General features: G+C 73.0%; 22 protein-coding genes. 7 read left to right on the forward strand and 15 right to left on the reverse strand.

What is annotated here, in order from left to right; genetic code table 11:
* Positions 1–234: 234 nt before the first annotated feature.
* Positions 235–1,734, forward strand: a complete 1,500-nt coding sequence (locus AB0H71_RS02820; RefSeq protein WP_357014236.1) for a hypothetical protein — start codon at positions 235–237, stop codon at positions 1,732–1,734.
* A 78-nt stretch (positions 1,735–1,812) separates the two neighbouring features.
* Here the strand turns inward: AB0H71_RS02820 and AB0H71_RS02825 are convergent, their stop codons facing one another.
* The 8 genes from AB0H71_RS02825 to AB0H71_RS02860 all read right to left on the reverse strand — a co-directional run bounded on the left by AB0H71_RS02825 (position 1,813) and on the right by AB0H71_RS02860 (position 9,451).
* Positions 1,813–2,100: an antibiotic biosynthesis monooxygenase family protein gene (locus AB0H71_RS02825; protein WP_357014238.1), complete on the reverse strand. Its 288-nt coding sequence runs from the start codon at positions 2,098–2,100 to the stop codon at positions 1,813–1,815.
* Between the two features lie 208 nt (positions 2,101–2,308).
* Positions 2,309–3,388 carry a rhodanese-like domain-containing protein gene (locus AB0H71_RS02830; RefSeq protein ID WP_357014240.1) on the reverse strand — a complete coding sequence of 360 codons (1,080 nt, stop codon included), beginning with the start codon at positions 3,386–3,388 and terminating at the stop codon, positions 2,309–2,311.
* A 365-nt stretch (positions 3,389–3,753) separates the two neighbouring features.
* Positions 3,754–4,659, reverse strand: a complete 906-nt coding sequence (locus tag AB0H71_RS02835) for an aromatic prenyltransferase (protein ID WP_357014241.1) — start codon at positions 4,657–4,659, stop codon at positions 3,754–3,756.
* Between the two features lie 41 nt (positions 4,660–4,700).
* Positions 4,701–5,441 carry a hypothetical protein gene (locus tag AB0H71_RS02840; RefSeq protein ID WP_357014243.1) on the reverse strand — a complete coding sequence of 247 codons (741 nt, stop codon included), beginning with the start codon at positions 5,439–5,441 and terminating at the stop codon, positions 4,701–4,703.
* On the reverse strand, positions 5,438–7,162 hold the full coding sequence (locus tag AB0H71_RS02845; RefSeq protein WP_357014245.1) for an asparagine synthase-related protein: 1,725 nt from the start codon (positions 7,160–7,162) through the stop codon (positions 5,438–5,440). The genes AB0H71_RS02840 and AB0H71_RS02845 overlap by 4 nt, the downstream gene beginning before the upstream one ends.
* Positions 7,163–7,166: 4 nt before the next feature.
* Positions 7,167–7,646, reverse strand: coding sequence for a hypothetical protein (locus AB0H71_RS02850; protein WP_357014247.1), 480 nt, complete (start codon positions 7,644–7,646; stop codon positions 7,167–7,169).
* A 24-nt stretch (positions 7,647–7,670) separates the two neighbouring features.
* Positions 7,671–8,465 (reverse strand): hypothetical protein, encoded by a 795-nt coding sequence (locus AB0H71_RS02855; protein ID WP_357014249.1) that lies wholly within the window; start codon positions 8,463–8,465, stop codon positions 7,671–7,673.
* Positions 8,447–9,451 carry a hypothetical protein gene (locus AB0H71_RS02860; protein WP_357014250.1) on the reverse strand — a complete coding sequence of 335 codons (1,005 nt, stop codon included), beginning with the start codon at positions 9,449–9,451 and terminating at the stop codon, positions 8,447–8,449. The genes AB0H71_RS02855 and AB0H71_RS02860 overlap by 19 nt, the downstream gene beginning before the upstream one ends.
* Positions 9,452–9,574: 123 nt before the next feature.
* Between AB0H71_RS02860 and AB0H71_RS02865 the strand changes: the two genes are divergently transcribed.
* Positions 9,575–11,059 carry a protein kinase gene (locus AB0H71_RS02865; protein ID WP_357014251.1) on the forward strand — a complete coding sequence of 495 codons (1,485 nt, stop codon included), beginning with the start codon at positions 9,575–9,577 and terminating at the stop codon, positions 11,057–11,059.
* 45 nt (positions 11,060–11,104) lie between these two features.
* Positions 11,105–12,013: a MerR family transcriptional regulator gene (locus AB0H71_RS02870; RefSeq protein WP_357014253.1), complete on the forward strand. Its 909-nt coding sequence runs from the start codon at positions 11,105–11,107 to the stop codon at positions 12,011–12,013.
* A gap of 389 nt (positions 12,014–12,402) precedes the next feature.
* On the opposite strand, the gene AB0H71_RS02875 is transcribed toward AB0H71_RS02870, so the two are convergent.
* Positions 12,403–12,600 carry a hypothetical protein gene (locus tag AB0H71_RS02875; RefSeq protein WP_357014254.1) on the reverse strand — a complete coding sequence of 66 codons (198 nt, stop codon included), beginning with the start codon at positions 12,598–12,600 and terminating at the stop codon, positions 12,403–12,405.
* Positions 12,601–12,679: 79 nt separating this feature from the next.
* Here AB0H71_RS02875 and AB0H71_RS02880 point away from each other — a divergent pair, with 79 nt between their 5' ends.
* Positions 12,680–13,318: a HEAT repeat domain-containing protein gene (locus AB0H71_RS02880; RefSeq protein ID WP_357014255.1), complete on the forward strand. Its 639-nt coding sequence runs from the start codon at positions 12,680–12,682 to the stop codon at positions 13,316–13,318.
* Positions 13,312–14,325 carry a MerR family transcriptional regulator gene (locus AB0H71_RS02885; protein WP_357014257.1) on the forward strand — a complete coding sequence of 338 codons (1,014 nt, stop codon included), beginning with the start codon at positions 13,312–13,314 and terminating at the stop codon, positions 14,323–14,325. The genes AB0H71_RS02880 and AB0H71_RS02885 overlap by 7 nt, the downstream gene beginning before the upstream one ends.
* A gap of 3 nt (positions 14,326–14,328) precedes the next feature.
* Here the strand turns inward: AB0H71_RS02885 and AB0H71_RS02890 are convergent, their stop codons facing one another.
* Positions 14,329–14,829, reverse strand: a complete 501-nt coding sequence (locus tag AB0H71_RS02890) for a GNAT family N-acetyltransferase (protein ID WP_357014259.1) — start codon at positions 14,827–14,829, stop codon at positions 14,329–14,331.
* Positions 14,830–14,918: 89 nt separating this feature from the next.
* Complete coding sequence (locus AB0H71_RS02895; RefSeq protein ID WP_357014261.1) at positions 14,919–17,168, reverse strand: MMPL family transporter; 2,250 nt, start codon at positions 17,166–17,168, stop codon at positions 14,919–14,921.
* A gap of 155 nt (positions 17,169–17,323) precedes the next feature.
* Between AB0H71_RS02895 and AB0H71_RS02900 the strand changes: the two genes are divergently transcribed.
* A complete protein-coding gene (locus tag AB0H71_RS02900; protein ID WP_357014263.1) occupies positions 17,324–17,887 on the forward strand; it encodes a helix-turn-helix domain-containing protein in 564 nt (187 codons plus the stop codon).
* Between the two features lies 1 nt (position 17,888).
* Here AB0H71_RS02900 and AB0H71_RS02905 read toward each other — a convergent pair whose 3' ends face one another.
* Positions 17,889–18,509, reverse strand: a complete 621-nt coding sequence (locus AB0H71_RS02905) for a class I SAM-dependent methyltransferase (protein WP_357014264.1) — start codon at positions 18,507–18,509, stop codon at positions 17,889–17,891.
* Here AB0H71_RS02905 and AB0H71_RS02910 point away from each other — a divergent pair.
* Complete coding sequence (locus AB0H71_RS02910; RefSeq protein ID WP_357014266.1) at positions 18,508–19,614, forward strand: alpha/beta fold hydrolase; 1,107 nt, start codon at positions 18,508–18,510, stop codon at positions 19,612–19,614. The genes AB0H71_RS02905 and AB0H71_RS02910 overlap by 2 nt on opposite strands.
* Here the strand turns inward: AB0H71_RS02910 and AB0H71_RS02915 are convergent.
* From AB0H71_RS02915 to AB0H71_RS02925, 3 genes are all read right to left on the reverse strand, one after another.
* Entirely contained in the window at positions 19,587–19,868 is a 282-nt protein-coding gene (locus AB0H71_RS02915; protein WP_357014267.1) for a hypothetical protein, read from the reverse strand. The genes AB0H71_RS02910 and AB0H71_RS02915 overlap by 28 nt on opposite strands.
* 55 nt (positions 19,869–19,923) lie before the next feature.
* Entirely contained in the window at positions 19,924–20,520 is a 597-nt protein-coding gene (locus AB0H71_RS02920; RefSeq protein ID WP_357014269.1) for a LysE family translocator, read from the reverse strand.
* An 81-nt stretch (positions 20,521–20,601) separates the two neighbouring features.
* Positions 20,602–21,498 (reverse strand): LysR family transcriptional regulator, encoded by an 897-nt coding sequence (locus tag AB0H71_RS02925; protein WP_357014271.1) that lies wholly within the window; start codon positions 21,496–21,498, stop codon positions 20,602–20,604.
* Positions 21,499–21,618 lie beyond the last annotated feature (120 nt).

The following is a 21,618-nucleotide window of genomic DNA, read 5'->3' on the forward strand; positions in this document are numbered from 1 at the left end:
GGTGCGCACGCGTGGCACCCGCGGGCCGCCGTACGAGAAACGCCGCGGGCCGGAGTCGGCCCGCGGCGTTCCCGCGAACAGTGCCGGCACCCGGCAAGCGCCTCTCGGCGAGTGGTCGCTCGAAGCGACGGAGGGTGCGGCCCGGGGCTGCCCAGGGTGCCGACAGCCTCTACAACGGGGCTCCGGCGCGGATTGTTCCCGGTTCGTGTCGGTGGCTCGTTTTATGGTCCTGACATGGACACTCCCTCGGTCTCGCCGGCGCTGGTGGAGTCGATGCGCACCGATTTCGACGTCCTGCTGGCCGCGTGCTGGGCGGAGGTGGAGGAGACCGCGTCGCCGGAGACCTTGGCGACGCTGCACAGCCCGCTGTTGCGGGAGGTCAGGGCGAATTGCCTGCACTACATCGCGACGCTGCTGGCGGGCGAGATGCACGCCGCCCGGCTGACCCGGAGCAAGCACCGCTACCGTTCGCTCAGCCCGGGATTGCAGCGCGCGGAGGCGCTGCGGATCGAGGTGCGCGACGAAAAGCGCGCCGAACTCCGGGAGCGCCATCACGAATTCCGCATCCGCGGATTCGAGCCGCTGTGCCGCTGGCTGCTGGCTCTGCTCCGGCCCGAGGAGTATCGGTGGCACTTCGAGCAGGCCGCGACCGCGGTGACCGGTTCGGCGGCCCGATATCGGCTCCCCGCGGCCGAGCTGTGGTCGTGGGCGGTCACGCACGGGTGGCCGGTCCCGGCGGCGACACCGGAAGCCGAGCGGCTGCTGGCACTGGACGAGGACGAGTTCGTCCGGGCGGTGCGCCGCTCGCTGACCGTCGAATACATCCCGGCGCTGGACGAGATTCCGGTCGTCGAGCGCTGGTGCCGGGCGCTGGGCAGCGTCGAGGTCGAGGTGCGGGCCGACATCGACGAGACGGCGCGGTACGGGCCGAAGGCGGCGCACCTGCGGAGGTTGAGCGAGCTGTACGAGGAGTTCGCGGTCCTGCGCTTCCATCGCGGCGTAGCCAAGGTCGCCTTCCAGGAACTCCGGAATTCCATCGCGGCGGCGGTGGATGGGGAGCCGGGGTACGACGTGCCCGGATTCCACGCTGCGGCAGCCGCGGCGTGCGTGGCGGCGCACCCGGAGCTGTGGCAGCGGATCCGTGCGGTCGTGGCCGCCCACCGTGAGTTGCTGGAGAGCCCGGATTTCGATTTCGGTACCGGTTCGGAGCTGGCCGAGATGCTCTGCACGGCGGTGCTTCCGGAGACTGCGGTGCCGAGTGAGCCTGCCGAGCCCGCAGCCGTGCTCCCGGTCGAGACCGCCGACCCGATCGAGGTGGCGGTGGATGGCTCCGGATTCGGCGCGACCGGTGGCTACGGCTGGGCAGCGGCCGACGGGCGCCTCGGCGGCGGGCGCTGTACCGAAGGCACGTCCGCGACGGAGACCGAGGTCCTCGCCATCTGCGCGGCGGTGCTTGCCCCCGAGTTCACCGGCCGCCCGCTGGTCGTCTTGTCGGATTGCGTCGGCGCCGTCGAGGCGGTGACCGCGGCACTGGTCTGGGGTGCGCCGGCGAGCTTCCCGAAGACCGAAGCGGTGCGGGAGCGGCTTCGCGCGGCCGTCGCTCGCCCGATCCCGTTTACCGTGCGGTGGGTACGGAGCCGCTCCGGGAACATGCTGCACGACCGCGCGCACCGGCTCGCCAGGGCCGGGCGAGCAGGTGCGGCACCGGCCCAGTTCGCCGATCTCTCGGCATGATCCCTGATGCCCCGCCAGGTGGGGTCGCAGCTTGCCGCCGAATTGCCGGCTCGCCTTCGACGCACGTCGAACTCCTGGCTACGTCAGCGAGCGCACCTCGGCGATGTCGTACTCGGCGACCGAGGCGGACAGCATCTGCGCACCCTGATCCTCCCCGGGCCCGCTACCCCGGAACGCCTCCACCGCCGCCTGCGACTCCCAGCGCTCGAAGATATCGATCCGCCCCGGATCGACCAGATCCGCGCTGATGGAGAAGTCGAGGCACCCCGGGGCGCGGCGGGCCTGCTCGACCACGCTCACGCATCCTGCCAGGTAGGACTCGCGATCTGCGGGGTCGACGGTGATGTGGCCTGCGACGATAACCATGGACGGCTCCTTCTCGTGGGTGTCGGGTATACCGACGGCGGAAGTGGCCGAAGTTCATCGGTGGGAGGAAATCGCCCATGGTCGACAGCACTGCGCGTCACTCCGGTCGACGGCGTCGCCACGGTGCGCTGGACTCCGGTCGTTCCCGGTACACACCGGGTCGGGGTGTGCGGTCCCGATCTGAACCCGTCGGATCATCGCGCCCTGATCAGGCGAAATCGTGGAGCAGGACGGCGATTTCGAAACCGCGCCGCTGCAACCAGTGCGCCACCACCGACGCCCGCGCCGCCGTCATGTCGTCGATCAGCACCACCCGCGCGCCCCGGACGGCAATGGTCCGGTAGGAGACGCCGAGCAACTGCCCGCCCTCGGCATTGATCGAGCCGGGCAGGTGCCCCTGCTCGAACTCCTCGGGAGTGCGCACGTCGAGCAGGTAGGTGGTGCGTTCGGGGTCGGCGGCCCAGGCGTTCGCCGTCTCGATATCGATGCGCGGGAAGTCGTCCCCGGTCGAGATGGTGCGCACACGCTGAGCGGCACCCGCCCGGGCGGCGGCGTCGACGGGGCCGTAGAGCGCGGTGGCGCCGGTCTCGAGCTCGAGATTCTCCTGCTTCCACGCCTTGGTGCCGTCGTGCAGGTAGGAGACCTTGTTCGGGACGCCCGCGTCGATCAGCGTCTGGGCGCCGATGATGGCGCGCGGGAGCCCGGCGCAGGAGACGACGACGTGGGTGTCGGGGGAGGGGACGACGTCGGCGAAGCGGAGCAGCAGCTCGGCGCCGGGGACACCGACGGCGCCGGGGACGTGGCCCGCGGTGAACTCGGGGACGGTGCGGGTGTCGATCACCACGACGTCGGCGCCCCGGTCCTTCAGCGTCCTGAGCTCGGCGGCGGTGACGACGGGGGTGTCGCGCTCGTCGCGGATGCCGAGCGAGAAGTCCTGGCCGGGGATGTCGAAGGTGGGCAGGTCGATGCCCGCGGCGGTCCAGGCGGGGATACCGCCCTCCAGCACGTGCACGCCGGTGCGGCCGGCGGCGGCGAGTTCGGCGGCGAGCGCCTCGGCGGTGCCGTCACCGGCATCGACCAGGACGGTGCGCACCACCGGGCGCGGCACGAAGCGGTCGATCTCGGCGGTGACGCGCGCGGCGGGCAGGTTGGTCGCGAAGAGCGGCGAGGCGTAGCCGACCACCTCGCTGGGGCGGATGTCGAGCACCGCGAGTTCGTCGCCGTCGGCGAGCCAGCGGCGCAGCGTGTCGGTGTCGATGGTGCCCGGCTCGATCGAGGAAGTGCTCACGCTCGTACGGTAAGGCCGGGTTCCTGCGGCGCCGCGGGCGCTGCGAGGGCCGGTGCCGCACCCGCCGGGACTGAGCTGGGCGGACGGGCCGGGAGCGGTGTTCGAATCACGGTGGTTCGAGAGCCGACAGGTCACAGCACCTTTCGACCACGGTGAACGGTATCTACCGACCGTCTCTTGGTTGGCTCCGCCCCGGTAGGGACTGTCGTCGACCCTGGCAGGGGATCCGGGGCGGAGCCGCACCCGGAGCGGAGATGAGCGATCCGTCCCGGGTGCACCCCTGTAGTTCTACCCGGCCCGGCGGCGGATTCCTGTCCGCTGTTCACCCGATGTCCTATGGGTTCGCCATGAGGTAACTGCGGCGGTCATGCGCGGCGGCGCAGCGACTCCGGCGTCTTGTGGTCCGGCAGGACCGCGCCGGCGGGGGAGAGGTAGTCGGCCTGGATCTTGTAGTAGCGGGAGGTCGCGCCGTAAGCGGCGTAGAAATTCAGGTGCCGCGCACCCGTTCCCGCGTAGGGGGCGCCGGCGGCGAGGCGCGGCAGGGTGGGGTCGAGGTGGGCGGGGAAGGTCTCGGGGGTGCAGCGCAGGGGGAAGCAGACGCGCTGGAGGTGCGGGGAGGTCCAGGAGAAGGTGCGGTAGACGTTGAAGGTCTGGCCGAGCAGTGCCAGCTCGGCGTCGGTGGCGGCGGTGAAGTCCAGCTCGGCGAGCAGGGTGCTGATCTCGGCGGCGGTGAGGGTGCCCGGTGCGAGCACCTGCGAGTAGATGTTCATGGTGCGGGCGGCGAAGTCGAGGCCGATGATGCCGACGCGGTCGCCGTAGCGGCGCAGGTGCTCGGCGTGTGCGGGCACGGCGTCCGGCAGTCCCGGAATTTGCAGCAGCCGTTCGATACTCAGGGATTCGGGCAGCACCAGCCAGATCTTCTGCACCCCGGCGTGCACGGCGATATCGACGCCCCACAGCACCGGCACCGCCGCCGGCACCTCGGCCAGCACGGTCTCCAGCGGGTGGCCGGTGAAGGGCAGCAGCCCGGCGTCACGCAGGACTTGGGCCGGTTCGGTGGCCGCGGCGAAGTTGGTGAAGCGCGCGTTGACGATGCGTTCACCGACCGGGTGGGTGGTGGTGCGCAGGGCGGGCCAGGTGCCGCGCACGCTGTCACCGAGTGCGTCGAGGACGGCGTCCACGATCGCCGGGTCGTACGGCGCCTCGGCGAGCCGGGCGAAATCGCCCAAATCGTCGCGGAACCGGTTCCGGTCGAAGCTGTTGTCGGTCATCCCTGCACCCCCGCACTCGCACGCACCGGCCACTCTACGGCCTACGACGCGGATCGACCCTCCGGATAGGCACAGGTCTCGGCGGGGGGAAGCTCGGGGGCGAGGAAGACGGTCTGCGCCATCATCCGGTAGCCGGACATGCGCTCGCGGAACACCTCCACCGACTCCTCCGGGTGCACCGAGTCGATGACGGCGTTCGGGCCGACGGCATTGAACTGGTGGCTCACCCCGCGCGGGATCTGCATGTCGACGAAGGAGCAGGGCGGCACGATGAGGTTGTGCCGGGTGCGGTGCACGCCGGGCGGGGTGCCGGGCAGGTCGTCGGTGAACCGCTCCGGCGCGAACGGGGTGACGCCGGGGACGTCGGTGACCACGAACGGCGAGAGGCTGCCGACCCGGATGCTGGTGCCGGGCCCGGTCATCATGCGCACGAAGCGCAGCCCGGTGTGCAGGTGCATGCGCGAGCAGATGCCGCGCTCGGCGGTGTCGTAGAAGTCCATGAGGTAGCGGTCGGCGAAGAAGCCGTCGAAGGGCTTCTCGACCATGTAGACATCGCCCTCCTCGAAGGTCTGGGAGCGGACGATGCCGTCGGAATCCGCGCTGGTGGCGGCGGCGCTGGCCTTGGCGGTGCGCACGATCTGCGCGAAGGCGCCGACCACGGCGGCGGCGATCTCGGGGGCGAAGCGGGCGACCGGGGTGACCACATTGCGGCCCGGGTCCGCGAAGGTCGCCAGGTCGTGGATCTCGTTCTCGGCGTCGGCCGCCACCTTGAGCCGGGTCATGCGACCGGCCCGCCCACGTCGAACGAGCGCAACCACAGTTCCAGCGACAACACCAGCCAGAGTTTGCCACCCTGTCGCGGGAGCAGCGCGCCCTCCCCGCGCAACCAGCCGCGCACGGTCTCCGCGCGGAAGAGCCCGCGGTCCCTGGCGGCGCGGGAGAGCAGCAGGTCGTGGCCGAGGTCGCGCAGCGGGCCGTCGAGCCACTGCTGCACCGGCACCCGCATGCCGCTCTTGGGGCGGTCGACGATCGTGGCGGGGAGCAGGTCGCGCACCGACTCCTTGAGGATCCACTTCTCGCTGGTCCCGGCGAGCTTCAGCGCGGGCGGGGTGGCGAAGGCGCGGTCGATGACCGCGCGGTCGAAGAGCGGAGCGCGGCCCTCGATGCCGCTGGCGGCGGTGAGCCGCTCCACCTTCGTCAGGATGTGGTGCGCGCCCTTGGTGCGCAGGTTGACGTGCAGGAGCTGGTTCAGCAGCGCCGTCATCCGGCCCTGGCGCAGGTAGGGGGCGACGTGCGCGGCCGGGCCGGGGGCGGATTCCAGGGCGGTCAGGGTGTCGGGGGTGAGGAGCGCGGGGAGGTCGGCGTGGCACTTGCGGTAGCTGTCGATGTAGGCGCGGGCGCGGGCGTCGGGGGCGGGGTCGCCGCGGAAGAGCTCGAAGATGAGCATGGGGAGGTTCTTGGGCCCGCCGAAGACCGGGTCGCCGCCCTCGCCGTTGAGCGCGACGGTGGCGCCGTCGGCGGCGACCGCCTCGGCCAGCAGGGCATTCGGCACGGTGAGGGGGTCGCCGACGGGGGAGTCGAGCAGCCCGACGGTGTCGGCGAGGCGGGCGGCGACGGTCGCGCCGGGCACCGTGAGCACCCGGTGCTCGGTGCCGCAGTGCGCGGCGACCAGGCCCGAGTAGCCGAGTTCGTTGGGGGCGGTGTCGCCGAAGCTGATCGAGTAGGTGCGCACCGGGTGGTCGTGCAGCTTGGCGGCGAGCGCGGTCACCAGGCTGCTGTCGATACCGCCGGAGAGCAGGACCGCGACCGGCTCGCCCTGCGGCAGCCTGCGAGAGACCGCCTGCTCGAGCAGGGCACGCAGGGCGAGGGCGTGGTCGGGGCGGTCGTCGATCAGTTCCTCGGGCTCCCAGAAGGTCTGCTCGCTGCTGGTGCCGTCGGGGTGCAGGCGGACGCAGCGGCCGGGGAGTACCTCGTGGACGCCGTGCAGCAGGGTGTCGCGGCCGGGCAGGTAGGCGAAGGTCAGGAAGTCGCGGACGGCCGGGAGGTGCAGGCCGGTGCGCAGGGCGGGCCAGCGGCGCAGCGCGCGCAGGGAGGTGGAGGCGGCCCAGCCGGCGGTGCTGTGCGCGTGGAAGAGGGTGCGGGCGCCGACGTGGTCGCGGAGCAGCACCAGGTCGGGGCCGTCGGTGATGGCGAGGGCGAACATGCCGTCCGCGGCGGCGATGCCGGGCAGGCCGAAGCGTTCGTAGAGGTGCAGGAGCACGAGGCCGTCGGGGCTGCCGGGGGGTGGTGCTGCGGGACCGAGTTCGGCGCGCAGCTCGCCGGTGTTGAACAGCGTGACCTCGCCGACCGCGGTGAGCGCACCGGCGGTGAAGGGGCCCGCGGCGACGCCGGGGCCGTCCAGCAGGCCGAGGGCGTGCGGGCCGTGCGATGTGAGGAGTTCGGCGCCGACGGCCCGCACCTGCGCGGCGGGGTCGGTCGCCTGGAAGGCGCACCAGCGGGACATCACATCACCCGAAATCGTCGTCGTCGCCGTAGCTGTCGTCCCAGTCGCCGTAGCCGCCGCCGTCGTCCCCGCCGCCGGAGCTGCTGCTCGCCGCCTGATTGCGCAGCTCTTCCTCTTCCTCGGGGCTCAGCACCAGCGGCGGCAGGACGAGCGCGCCGAGCAGCGCGCCGCCGGCGACGGTGGCGAGCACCGCGCCGATCCGGCCGCCGAACGAGCTGCGGTTCACCGTGAGCACGCCGTCGCCCCAGAGGGTGCGGCCGTACCCCGCCTCGCGGCCGTAGAGGACGCCGCCGGGGTGGTCGCGCCGGATGATCTTCGGCCCGAGCGGCTCGTCGCGGCCGGAGCGGCCCTGGTCGTCCCGCCAGAGCACGGTGCCGCCGGGGCCGCGGCTGCGCCACTCCTGGCGGCCGTCGCCGTAGCGGCGGTGCACGGTGCCGTCGGCGAGCAGCTCATCGGTGTAGTCGACCTGCCGGTACGGGGGCACGGCGGGCTCCTTTCGGGGTGCCGGTCATGCGGCGGGCCAGGTGAGGAACCCGGAGTCCCGGGTGCGGCGGAGTTCGAGCAGCGGGGTGCGCGGGGTGCGGACCCCGCGCACCAGGCGGTGCACGGTGCGCAGCAGCGCGGCCGGGCGCACCGCCTCGAGTTCGACGGTGTGGCCGCGGGCCAGCCAGCGGCGTTCGCGGTCGTCCGGGGCGGGCAGGGGTTCGGTGGGTGCTCCGGGGAGGTGGAACAGGTGCAGGGCCTGCGCCTGGCGGGGGCGGAGGCCGAGCGGGACCACGCTCACCTCGTCCGGGAGGGCGGCGAGTTCGCGGACCCGGGCGGCGAATTCGAAGCCCGCGGTGCTCGCCTCGTGCAGGACGTAGGCGGTGCCGGAGACGCTCGCGAGCATCGTCGTGACGCCCGGGTGGACCGGGAGTTCGTCCGCGCTGAGCACCGGGCAGGCCGACTCCATCGGGAGGCCGTTGGCGCGCAGCATGTGCGCGATCTCGTGCGACCGGCAGAGGAGCAGGCGGGGGAGGCCGTAGTCGAACAGGTCCGGCTCGGGGGTGTGGCGGCCCGGCTCTCCACGTTCCGGCGGCGGCACGGTGAGCACGGGGTGCTCGCCGAGCGCTTCCCGGAAGGTGCTGTAGCGCAGCGGGACTCGCACGGTGAAGCCGGGTCCGCGGCGCAGCCGGTGCGCGGGGGCGAGCAGGCGGCACAGCTCGTAGTACAGCTGGCGCTCGGTGACCTGGAGTCCGCTCGGGGCGGTCGCGCGGGCGACGGCGAGCGGCAGCAACCGCTCGATCACGCCGGGGTGGGCCACGTCAGGAAACCTACCTGCCCGGCGCGGCGGCGGTCGGGGTCGGCGGCCTCGGCCACCCGGTCGACGCCGCGCTGCACCAGGGCGAGCAGCCGCGCCGGGGGCAGCGCGGCGACCGGGGACCACCAGCCGTCCAGCAGCCACTGCCGGTCCTCGGCGCCGATGGCGGGCGGCAGCTCCGCCTTTTCCATCGGCTGCTCCTTCACCCGCACCGCCCACTTCGCGGTGCGCACGGTCGCGGGGGAGAGGCCGAGCAGGACGGCGCGCGGGCCCAGCGCCTCGCGCACCTGGCGCGCCCAGCCGATCCCGGCGATCCCCGCGTCGTGCAGGACCAGCACCGGAATCCCGCGCGGCACCTGCTCGGGCCGCTCACACAGCGCCAGCTGCCAGGTGGCGGGCGCGCCGTTGGCGGCCAGGCAGGTCAGGGTCGGGCGGTCCGGGCAGAGCAGCGCGACGCGGGGCTGGGGCACGGCGGGCGCGCGGAAGTCGTCGCGGGTCAGCCGGGCGGGCGGTGCGCCGTAGACCCGCTGCCACGGCCGCAGCACCTGGGTGCTGAAGTCGGCGTAGCTGCGCTCCATTTCGACGGTGGCGCGGCGCGCCAGCTGCGGCCGCATGAGCAGCAGGAGCACATTGACCACCAGGATCGTCGCGGCGATCCCGGCCAGCCCCGGGCCGACCGGGAGCACCCCGGTGATCAGCAGCAGGAAACCGATGATCCCGATCAGCAGCGTGTAGCCGACCACGGCCAGGTGGTAGTGCCGCCGGGTGCTCGGCAGCGTCTTGCGGCCGGCCGCGAAGTAGAGCTGCGGGCCGGTGTAGAGCAGCTCCCTGCCGTCCGAGAGCTTCTCCGCCAGGCGCCGCAGGCGCAGGTCGTGCAGGCGGAACGGGCTCTCCTTCGGCTCCAGCGCGAAGGGGCGCCCGCAGGACGAGCAGACGCGGTTCGGGCGCTGCCGGTAGAGCAGGCTGGTCTGACAGTGCGGGCAGATCACGCCCTATATTCACCCATCCGCGGCGGATCCGCGAGCCATTGCGGGTCCGGAGCGCACGGGAAGGCTGCGGCGATGGTGCCCGGCTATCGTGGAGCCGATGGATCGAGCGACGAGGGGTCACGGGTGGAGCTGCGTCCGGGAGACAACTTCGCCGGGTACACGGTCGAGCGGCGGGTGGGCGGCGGCGGGATCGGCACGGTCTATCTGGCGCGGCATCCACGGTTGATGGGGCGCACCGTCGCGCTGAAGGTCCTGAACGGCGGGTACGCGAACGATCCCGACATCCGCATGCGATTCACGCGGGAGGCCGTGCTCACGGCGCGGCTGGAGCATCCGAATATCGTGCACGTCTACGACTGCAGCAATCGGGACGAGGAGATCCTCTGGATCTCCATGCGCTATGTCCGCGGTGGCGATGTCGCCGGCCTCATCGCCGCCGAGGGCGGGCGGCTCGGGCCGGAGCGCGCCGTGCGTTTGACCGCCGGTGCCGCCGACGGTCTGGAGCACGCGCACAGCAACCGCGTCCTGCACCGCGACATCAAGCCGTCGAACCTGCTGCTCGACGGTGAACGGGTCGTCGTCACCGATTTCGGCATCGCGCGGGCCGTCGACGACACCAGGACCGCGCGGGGTGTGCACGCCACGGTCGCCTACGCCGCGCCGGAGCGGTTCGGGGACGGGGAGGTCGATCACCGCGCCGATATCTATTCGCTCGGGTGCACGGTGTTCACCATGCTGACCGGGCGGACGCCGTTCTCCCGCCGGGACACCGCCGGGATGATCGCGGCGCATCTCGGTGAGCCGCCGCCGCGGGTGACGGCGCTCCGGCCCGAGCTGCCCGAGGCGGTGGACGAGGTGATCGCGACCGCCATGGCGAAGGACCCGGCGAGCCGCTACGCGAGCTGCACGGAACTGGCGGCCGCGCTCGGGAAGGCGATCGCCGTCCGGAACGTCTCGCCGTCGGCCGAACTCGCCCTCCGATTCACGGCCCGCAGCGACCGCGGACTCGAGCAGCAGAGCAACGACGACTCGGTGTACGCCGGGCAGCGGCTCCTCGCGGTCGCCGATGGTTTCGGGCATGCCCCGCAGGGGAGTCTCGCGTCCTACTCGATCATGAAGGCGCTGGCCCCGCTCGACAGCGACGAGGTCGCCGATCCACTCCGGGCACTGCGGGCGGCCGCGCTCGAGGGGGACAGGGCGATCGCCGAGCGAATCGCGGAGGAGCCCGCCCGCGCCGGAATGGGCACGACCCTGACGGCGATCCTCTTCGACCGCACCGAGATAGCGCTGGTGCACCTCGGGGATTCCCGTGCCTACCTCCTGCGCGGCGACCACCTCGCGCAGCTCACCGACGACGGCTGGAACAGCGGGCCCGGCTTCTCCGGCCGGTCGGACGCCGCCCCGGCGGGCACAGTGCACCCGGTGCAGCCCGGCGACCGCTACCTGCTCTGCACGGACGGCCTGCACCGGGTGGTGCCGCACGCGGCGATCCTGGAGGTGCTGCGCAGCCCGGACAGCATCGACCGCTGCGCCGATCGCCTGATCGAGAAGGCGCTCCGGGCGGGCGGCCCCGGCAATGTCACGGTGGTGCTGGCCGACGTCGTCTGACGTCCCCTTGACTCTCCACCTACTGGAAACCCGAGGCTGATTCCCGTGAGTGACCGCGACGAACTGTTCACCATCGGCGAGCTGGCCCGGCGCACCGGGCTCGCAGTGCGGACCATCCGCTTCTGGTCCGACGCCGGGGTGGTGCCGCCGACCGACAGGTCGCCGACCGGCTACCGGCTCTACGACACCGAGGCGGTGGCCCGGCTCGACCTGGTGCGCACGCTGCGCGAACTGGGGCTCGACCTGCCCACCGTGCACAAGGTGCTGCTGCGCCAGAGCACGGTGGCCGAGGTGGCCGCCGCGCACGTGCGGGCGCTGGACGCCGAGATCCGCACGCTGCGGGTCCGGCGGGCGGTGCTGCGTTCGGTCGCTCATCGAGGAAGTTCGACCGAGGAGATGAGAATCATGCACAAGATGGCGAAGCTGTCCGCCGCCGAGCGGCAGCAGGTGATCGACGAGTTCGTGGACGCGACGTTCGCGGGGATTCCGGCGGACGCGCCCGGTGCGCACATCGCGCGGGGGATGCGGTCGCTGCCCGCGGAGTTGCCGGATGATCCCAGCCCCGAGCAGGTGGATGCCTGGGTCGAGCTGGCGGAGCTGGTCGGGGACCCCGGTTTTCAGGAGCGGGTGCGGGAGATGGCGGTCACCGGGGCGGAGGGGGATCGGCCGGAGTTCGCGCCGGACCCGGGGCGGGTCTCCGCGGTCGCCGCGCAGGCGTTGAGCGAGGGGGTCGCGCCGGAGTCGGCGCGGGGCCGGGAGTTGCTGGATCAGATCGTGGATCCGGGGCTGTCCGCTGCCGAGCGGGTGCGGCTGGCGGATTCCGTGGCGGTGTTCAGCGATCGGCGGGTCGAGCGGTACTGGCAGTTGCTCGGGGTGCTGAACGGGTGGCCCGCTCGGGAGCCGCAGGTTCCCGCGTGGGAGTGGTTCATCGCGGCGCTGCGGGCGGGGGCATAGTAGGTGCCCGCCCGGCGGCGGTTCGGTCCTCGAACCCGAGGAGCGGACCGCCGCCGGTCACGGGTCGCCACGGTAGGAAGAGGGCCGGCCGGTATCTGTCATCGGCCGACAGTGTTCCTCCGATTCACCTGAGAACCACTGCGCTGCTTCCTGTTACGCCGGGTAACGCGTCACACGCAGCAGGCCGGCACCGCGACCAGGGAGGACGAGTGCTGTTATTTCGGAGCCCCTCCGGCAGCGTGGATCCGGCGTGGCCGGGTATCTCGGTGACTGGTGCCCGGTTCGCTCATTCTCGCGCGTCGTGCGATCCGGGCGCCAGGCCCGCCCCGGTCGTCCCTGTCCTCGTCCGGGGCGGGTCCGCGCGCCCGAAGCCGTTGGGCCGCAGAAGTTCACGCCCGGCGGGCGAGGTGCGCGGTGAGGTCGGCGAAGAGCCGGGTCGCCGTGCCGGTGCCCGCGCCGATCTCCAGCGCGGTGCGCACCGGGCGGCCCGCGTGCGCGAGCACCAGGTCGGCGAGGGCAGGTTGGTCCCCCGGCCGGAAACGGTCGTAGGCGCGCGCGACCGCGCCGAACCCGAGTGCCCGGGACATGCCGGGCACCCTGCCACGAACCAGCGCTTGACCTTGACACAGTGGCAACGTCTTCACTGAACGGGAGGAGGTGGTTCCCATGAACCCGACATCGAGACTGCGCACCGCACTGCGCGCGGCGAGCGCCTCGACCCGGCTGCAGGCCGCGCTCACCGCGGGTACGCACCCGGACCCCGCGCTGCTCGCCGAGCTACTGGCGCGCTGCGCCGTCGAGCCGGACTTCTACGTCCGCGACATGCTCACCTGGGCGCTCACCCGGCTCCCGGCGGCGGACACCGTGCCCGCGCTGCTCGCCGAGCTGGGGTCCGGCGCCGCGCAGGCCCGCAGCCAGGCGCTGCACACGCTATCCAAGATCGGTGACCCGGCCACCTGGTCGGCCATCACGCCGGAGTTGCTGCGCGACCCCGACGACGAGGTGGCGCGCAGTGCGTGGCGGGCCGCGGTCGTGCTGGTCCCCGATGACGAGCGCGCGGCCCTGGCCGGCGAACTCGCCGCACAGTTCGGCCGCGGCGACCGCGAGGTGCGGCGCAGCCTGAGCCGGGCACTGGCCGCGCTCGGCGAGCTGATAGAGCCGGTGCTCGCCCGGGCGAAGGCGAGCACCGATCCCGAGGTGCGGGCGCACGCCCTGGTCACCGAGCAGCTGCTGCGCGACCCGGACGCCGCCTTCGATATCGAGGCGGCCAAGCGGATCGCCGCGCTGGACGGCGCCCCGTGCTGATCGGCGAGGTGGCGCGGCGTTCGGGGGTCAGCACCCGGATGCTGCGCCACTACGACGCGCTCGGGCTGGTCCGGCCGACCGGGCGCACCGTCGGCGGCTACCGCGAGTACGCCGACGCCGATATCCGGCGCATCTTCCACGTGGAGAGCCTGCGCACGCTCGGCCTCTCGCTGCGCGAGGTGGCCCGGGCGCTGGAGGATCCGGCCTTCGCGCCGCAGGCCCTGGTCGGCGATCTCATCCGGCGCACCGAGGAGCGGCTGGGCAGGGAGCGGGAGCTGCTGGAGCGGTTGCGGGCGGTCGAGGGGGCGGAGCCGGGGGACTGGCGCGATGTCCTACGCATCGTCGAGCTGGTCCGCAATCTCGGCTCGGCCGACCCGCCGCGCCGGTTGCAGACCGTGCTCAACCCCGCCGCGACCGAACCGGTCCCCACCGAGCTGCTCACCGCCGCGGTGCTCGCCGAGAACGAACCGAATATGGCGGGGGCGCTGCGCTGGGCGCTCGCCAGGGCCGGGACCGACGGGCTGGCGGGGCTCGCGCCCGGACTGCGCTCCGCCGATGCGGAGGTGCGGCGCCGGGCCGTGCTCGCGGTGGCGGAGATTCCCGGTGCTGCCGCGACCGCGCTGCTCACCGCCGCGCTGGACGACCCGGCGCCGGCCGTGCGCGGTCCGGCCGCGCTCGCCGCCGGTGGTCGCGGGGTGGGTGCCGCCGAGCCGGTTCTGGTCGCCCTGGTGGTGGCGGGCACGAACGACGTGGAGGCGGGCGAGGTGCTCGGTGCGCTCTCCCAGGATCCGGTGGCCGCCGAGCGCATCCTGGCCGCCCTCACCGCGGCGCTGGCCGCGCACGAAGCCGACACGAGCGTCCGGCTCCGGCTCATCCAGGCGCTGGTCGAGCTGCCCGGCAGCGCGGCACTGGAAGTCCTGCGACCGCTCCGCGCGGACCCCGACCCATCCATCGCCCTGGTCGCCACCGCGTTCGCCGATCTGGTGGCGACACGGGCCTCCGGCTAGCGCTCAGTCCTCGACAGCCACGCGCGCGCCGGCCAGCACCTTCTCGAAGGTCAGATACGGCAGCGTCGCCGGATCGGCACCGATGTCGTACTTCGGCTCGTACCCCGTACTGAGATACAACCCGGCCGCCTCCGGCTGCCGAGGCCCGGTGGTGAGCCGGATCAAGCGATACCCGGCCCCCACGGCAGCCCGCTCCAACTCCACCAGCACCGCCCTGGCATACCCCCGCCGCCGATGCCCCGAGTGCGTCCACACCCGCTTGATCTCCGCCGTCTCCGCATCGATCCGCCGGAACCCGCCACCGGCAACCGCGGCGCCACCCTCGAGCACCAGGACCAACCCGCCGTCCGGCGGCTCGAAGTCGGCGGGCGCGGTATTGCTCATCTCGTCGTTCGGGCCGTACCTGGTCTCGTACTCGAAGGCCAGCTCGTCGAGGAGCGGCCGCACCAGCGGGTCGGCGGCACCGACCCAGCGCAGCTCGCGGGATTTGTCGCAGCGTGTCACGAACCGGCACAACAGCGCGGCGGCGCCCGGACATTCCCGCACCGAAACGGCCCGCCCCCGGATTCCGGGAGCGGGCCGCACGAACGACCTCAGCGCAGCGCGGGAATCGGCTCGGCGGCATCCGCGGGGGCGTCGAGCCGCTTGGTGAGCCCCTCACCCTCGATATCGAAGGTCGGCACCAGCGGCGCCAGCCACTTCGGCATCCACCAGATCCGCTCGCCCACGATCAGCATGAAGGCCGGGACGATGAGCATGCGGACCAGGAAGGCATCGGCCAGCACGCCGACGGCGAGCGCGAAGCCGATGGTCTTGAGGATCACGTCGTCGGTGAGCGCGAAGCCCGCGAAGACGCCGACCATGATGATCGCGGCGGCGACCACCACCCGCGCGCTGTGCGCGAAGCCGTCGAGCACGGCCTGCCGGGCCGGGGTGCCGTGTGCGTACGCCTCGCGCATCCGGCTGACCAGGAAGACCTCGTAATCCATGGCGAGCCCGAAGAGGATGCCGGTGAGCAGGATCGGCAGGATGAAGAGCACCGGCGAGGTGGTGTCGAGGCCGATGAGCTGGTTGAGCCAGCCCCACTGGAACACCGCCACGGTGGCGCCGAGCGAGACCCCGACCGAGAGCAGGAAGCCGAGCGCGGCCTTGAGCGGCACCCACAGCGAGCGGAACACCGCGATCAGCAGGAAGACCGCGAGCCCGACCACGACCGCGAGGTAGAGCGGGAACACCGAGGTCAGCTCGTTGGCGATATCGACCCCGACCGCGGTCTGGCCGGTGACCAGGGCGCGGGCGCCGGTTTGCGCGGGCAGGTCGGCGACGGCGGCGCGGATCTCGGCGACCAGGTCCTTGGTGGCCTGATCGGACGGCCCGGAGCCCGGGATCACCGTGATGGTCGCGAACTTCACGACCTCGAGCTGCTGGGCGAAGGCCTGCTGCGCCTGCGGGGTGTCGCTGGTGAGCGCGGGGATCACGGTGGCGACGTCGGTGCCCGCGTGGCCCGCCATGGTCTGCAATTCGTCGGTCACCCTGGCCACCGCACCGGCCGGATCGGCGGCGTTCGCGGTGTCGACCACCACGACCAGCGGGCCGTTGGCGCCCGCGCCGAAGTTCTCCGCGATCAGGTCGTAGGCGGTGCGGGCCTCGCTGCCCGCGGGCTTGCCGGCGTCGTCGGGCAGCGCGAGCTGCATGGAGGCGACCGGGATCGCGGCCAGCACGGCGACGGCGATACCGGCGGTGAGCGCGGCCCACCTGTTGCGGGAGATTCCCTCCACCCAGCGGCGGCCGTGCGTGCGCGGCTCGTCGCCGGGGGTGGCCTTGGCCAGGTAGCGCGGCTTGCCCTTCATGACCCGCTCACCGGCGAAGCCGAGGATGGCGGGGAGCAGGGTGAGCGAGATGAGCACCGCGACGGCCACGGTGAAGGCGCCGCCCAGCCCCATCTGAATCAGGAAGCCGATCCCGCAGACCGCCAGCCCGACCAGCGCGATGATGACGGTGAGCCCGGCGAAGACCACCGCCGAGCCCGCGGTGCCGACCGCGCGGCCCGCCGCCTCCTCCAGCGAGCGCCCGGCGCGGACCTCGCTCTGGTAGCGGCTCATGATGAACAGCGCGTAGTCGATGCCGACCGCCAGCCCCAGCATGGTGCCGAGCGCCGGTGTGGTGGAGGAGAGCTCGACGAAACCGGTGAGCGTGGTGATCGCCAGCATGCCGATGCCGACCCCCACCAGCGCGGTGAGCAGCGGCATCCCGGCCGCGACCAGCGAGCCGAAGGTCACCGCGAGCACCAGCAGCGCCACCGCGATGCCGATGACCTCGGCCAGCGGCATCGCGACCTCGTTCATGGCGTCGCCGCCGATCGCGACGTTCAGCCCGGCCGCCTCCGCGTTGTGCGCGGCGTTCTCCAGCGCCGAGCGGTCGGCGTCGGTGAGCTCGTTCGCGGTCTTGCTGTAGCTCACCGCGGCGTAGCCGACCCGGCCGTCGCCGGTGAGCGTGCCGCCGGTGAACGGATCGGTCACCGAGGCGACGTGCTCGGTGCCGAGCTCGCGCAGCGCGGTGCCGACCGCGGCGGTGTAGCCGGGCTCGGTCAGCGAGCGGCCCTCCGGCGCCTCGAAGACCACGCGCGCGGTGGCGCCGTCCGGGGCGGCCTGCGGGGCCCGCTCCTCGATGAGGTCGAACGCCTGGGTCGACTCGATCCCGCCCAGCTCGAACTTGTCACTGGTCTTGCCGGAGAGCGTCGCCGCGCCGACGGCGAGCACGGCCAGCAGCACCACCCAGATCGCCGCGACCGCCCTGCGGTGCGCGAACGACCACCGGCCCAGCCGGAACAACTGCCACGCCATGCGCGTCCTCCAAGCCTTTGTGGACCAAACGGTCCGGATACGTCTAGGGTAGGAGGATGCGGACTTGAGGGTCCACTTCAGCGCCCCGAACGTGCGGCAACTCACGTGAGCTGGGCAAATGAGACCCCGGACACACTCGGCGAAGGAGCGGAGCGATGACAGCACCTCAGCGGCAGCGACGCCGCCGGGTGGACGCGCAGCACAACTCCGAGCGGGTACTGGAGGCCGCGATCGAGGTCTTCACCGAGCACGGGCTGGAGGCCACCATCCCGGAGGTGGCGGCGCGGGCCGGGGTCGGCAAGGCCACCGTCTACCGCAGTTACCCGACCAAGGCCGACCTGGTGCGCGAGCTGGCGCTGCGGCACCTGGCGTGGTTCACCGAGCTCGGCGCCGCCGCGCTGACCGCCGCCCGCACCGACGCCTACCGCGCGCTGGAGGAGCTGCTGGAGCGGATCGCCGCCCGGCTCGCCGCGGACCGGCTCATGGTCGAGGTGCTCAGCGGCGTCGACGGCCTGGCGGACGAGCGGCTGGACCACCAGCTGGAACAGGTCGTGGCGCTGGCCCGCGCGCAGGGCAGGCTGCGCCCGGACGCCACCGCCATGGATGTGCAGGTGCTGGTCTCCGGGGTGGCGCGGGCGCTGATCGGGCTGGAGATCCGCGACCCGGCCGTCTGGCGCCGGTACGCGCGGCTCGCGCTGGCGGCGCTGCGGCCGGAGTGAGCTACCCGCGCTCCGCGGTGCCGATCACCAGCGGCGCGATGGTCGGCAGCGCGGTCGGCATGCGGGTGTGGAACACCTCGGTCACCGTCAGCGCCGAGGCGGCGAGCAGCGCCTCGAAATCGCGGTTGGCGTGGCAGCCGTCGGCCAGCCTGCGCTGCACGGGGGTGAGCGCGTCCTGCAGCACGCCGAGCGCGCCGGTGCCGCGCACGTGCTCATGGAAGAGGAACCGCCCGCCCGGGCGCAGCACCCGGTGCACCTCGGCCAGCGCGGTGGCCGGGTCGCGGAGCGAGCAGAAGACCAGCGAGGCGGTGACGGTGTCGAAGCTCGCGTCCGGGAAGCCGAGGGCGTGCGCGTCCCCGTCGAGCACGGTGAGCGGCAGGTCGTCCCGGGCCGAGAGCTGTTCGCGCAGGGCGGCATTGGGTTCGAGCAGCACCAGCTGGGTGAGCTCGGCCGGGTAGTGCGGGACGGAGAGGCCGCTGCCCGCGCCGATCTCCAGGGTGCGGCCGCGGGCGGCGGCGAGCTGGGCCCGGCGCAGCCCGGCCTGCCCGGCCCGGTCGACGCGGCCCATGAAGCGGGGGTACCAGGCGGCGAAACAGCGCTGCCCGAGGCTCGGTGCGGTCATGGGATCAGTGTGGTCCGGGCCGGGGCTGCCGCGCATGGCCGGAACGGGCCATTATCGAGAGGTGCCGCGCGCCGAGGATCAGACCGTCCGCCAGCTGCCTATCGCTGGCGGCTCGCTCGCGTACGCCGTCACGGGGTCGGGGCCCGCGCTGCTCATGGGCGGCTGGTGGTGCGGTCACCTCGCGTTGAACTGGGCGGACCCGCTCTTCCGCGGTTATATCTCGCGCCTGGCCGAGCACTTCACGGTGATCCGCTACGACCAGCCGGGCCGCGGGCTCTCCGCGTCGGGCACGACCGATCCGGACGGCGAGATCGCGGTGGTCACCGAGCTGCTGGACGCGCTCGAGGTCGAGCGGGTCGCCCTGCTCGGCGGCTCCTCGGGTGCGGCGGTCGCCGCCGGACTGGCCGCGCGGCTGCCGAAGCGGGTGCGGCGGCTGGTGCTCTACGGCGCCTTCGCCCGCGGCGCCGATATCGCCCCCGAACCCGCGCGCCGCGCCATGGTCGAGGCGGTCGCCGCGCACTGGGGGCTCGGCTCCCGCCTGCTGGCCGATGTCTTCGTGCCGGGCGCGAGCAGCGCCGAGCGCGAGCGCTTCGCCCGCTTCCAGCGGCTCTCCGCCACCGCCGAGCAGGCCGCCCGCGCCCTCGCCGAGAGCTACGAGCTGGACGCCACCGCGCACCTGGCCGCCGTCACCGCGCCCACCACCGTGCTGCACCGCCGCGACGACCGCGCGGTGCCCTTCGCGCTCGGCGTGGACGTGGCCCGCCGCGTCCGCGGCGCGACCCTGGTCGAGCTCACCGGCGACGACCACTTCCCCTGGCGCGGTGACGCTTCCGCCGTCGCCGACGCCACCCTGCGCGGCCTCGGCCACCCGGTGCGCTCCCGCCCCGCGCCGCCCGGCCCGGCCGCCGTCACCGAGCGCGAACGCGAGATCCTGCACCTGGTGGCCGCCGGGCTCACCGACGCCGGGATCGGCGAACGCCTGACGCTGAGCCCGCACACCGTGCACCGCCACATCGCCAATGCCCGCGCCAAACTCGGCGTCCGCTCGCGCGCCGCCGCGGCCGCCGCGCTGCGCGGCTACGACCCGGGCCGCCCCGGAATCTGACTCCAGTACCCCGCCCGCGCCCCGTACTTGCTGTGCACCCACTTCGCCGGCAGCCGCCGCTGCGAGGCGGGCCCGTCCGGGGCCACCACCGCGAAGAGGATCCGGGCGAACTCCGCCCGCGCGGCCAGATCGGGTGCCGTCATGTGCGCCCGCTCCCGCCCCTGCCAGTACTGCTGCTCCACCACGAGCCGATCCAGTAATTGCTTGCGCGTCAACGTATCCAGATCACCCCAGGTGAGCCGCTCGAAAGCCATGAAGCCCTCTTCCGATCGCCGTGTACCGGTCCGATTCAATCAGGTGATGGAGGGGTTACGCTACATGCTCCGCGATCGTGTAGCCGAGCAAACCCACCGCGACCAGCACCAGCAGCGCCGAGGCCACGGTATTGATGCGGGCGGGCCCGATCCGGCCGGCCAGCGGGCTCAGCACCACCGCGAGCGCGGCCCACCAGAGAATACCGAGCACCACGTCGATCACGGTGAGCAGCAGCATCTGGGGCCACACCGGGTGCTCGCGGGCGACGAATTGCGGTGCGACGGCGGCGAAGAAGACGATGACCTTCGGGTTCGACAGGTTCGTCACGAAGGCCTCGCGCCAGCCGATCGGGGCGGCGCCCTCCGCGGCGACGGGCTGCCGCAGCCCCGCGACCCCGAGGTAGAGCAGGTACACCGCGCCGAGCAGCTGGATCACCACCAGCGCGGCGGGCGCGGCGGCGATGAGCGCGGAGACCCCGGCGGTGGCGAGCAGCCCGTGCACGAGCAGCCCGGCCTGGGTGCCGAGCCCGGTGACGGTGCCGTGCCAGGCGCCGGTGGTGGCGCCGCGCATCACCATCAGCCAGTCCGGGCCGGGCACCAGGTAGGCGACGAGCGCGACGCCGACGAAGCCGAGCAGGAGTGACGTCTGCACGTCCATGGTTCTTCGATTCCCCTTCTACCTCGGGCGGAATGGGGGCTCATTCACGGGCGAGACGCACGGGGGGACGATCTTCTACTCCACCGTAGCCGATCTTTCCCGCAGCAGCCGCAGCGCCGCCGCGACCAGCGGCTGCCCGGCGCTGCCCGCCCGGACGCAGGTGAGCACCCGGCGCAGCGCGGTGGCCGGCTCGGCCAGCGGCACCCGCACCACGCCCGCGGTGTTCAGCGGTGCCATCCGGGGATACAGGCATACCCCCATGCCACATTGCACCAGCGCCAGCACCGCGCTCCAGTCGTCGGCCTGGTGCCGGAAGCGCGGGGCGAAGCCGCGCAGCGCGCAGAAGGCCACGATCAGCTCGCGGTGGTCGCCGTGCGGCTCGATCCAGGTCTCCCGGTCGGCGTCCTCCAGCGCCACCGGCCCGGCGGCGGCCAGCGGATGTCCCTCCGGCACAACGAGATCCTGGATATCGGAGAGCAGCAGCGATTGTTCGAAGCGGACATCGTCGTGCGCCGGGTTGCCCGGCGCGACCACGATCGCCAGATCGGCGTCGCGGTGCAGCAGCGCCGCCAGGCTGTGCTCGGTGCCGGCCTCGGCCACGGTGACGGTCAGCCCGGGGTCGGCGGCGGTGAGCGCGGCGGCCACCGGCGCGGCCAGCAGCGGGATGGCGGTGGCGAAGCTGCACAGCGCGAACTCCCCGCCCCGCCCGGTGCCGGAACGCGCCAGCGCGGCGCTGGTCTGCTCCCAGTCGGCGGTGACCCGGTGCGCGAAGCCGAGCAGGGTCCTGGCGGCGGCGGTGAGCCGCACCCCTCTGCCCCTGCGCTCGAGCAGCGGCGCACCGGTCTCCGCGGCGAGCAGCTTGATCTGCTGGGACACCGCCGACGGGGTCAGGTGCATGACCCGCGCGGCGGCGGAGATCGAGCCGTGCAGCTCGACGGCGCGCAGGACCTGGAGGCGGCCGGGATCGATCATGTAGCCGATCCTTCAATACCGGTGAAGAAAAGGCTCGCTTGACCCGGCGGCACCCGCCGTGCAGGACTGGAGAGGTGCCGAAGGAATCCCGAAGTCCAGGTTTCGCTTCATGATTCGGGG

Origin of the sequence: Nocardia sp. NPDC050697, from assembly GCF_040654395.1 — a bacterium.
Taxonomy (GTDB): domain Bacteria; phylum Actinomycetota; class Actinomycetes; order Mycobacteriales; family Mycobacteriaceae; genus Nocardia.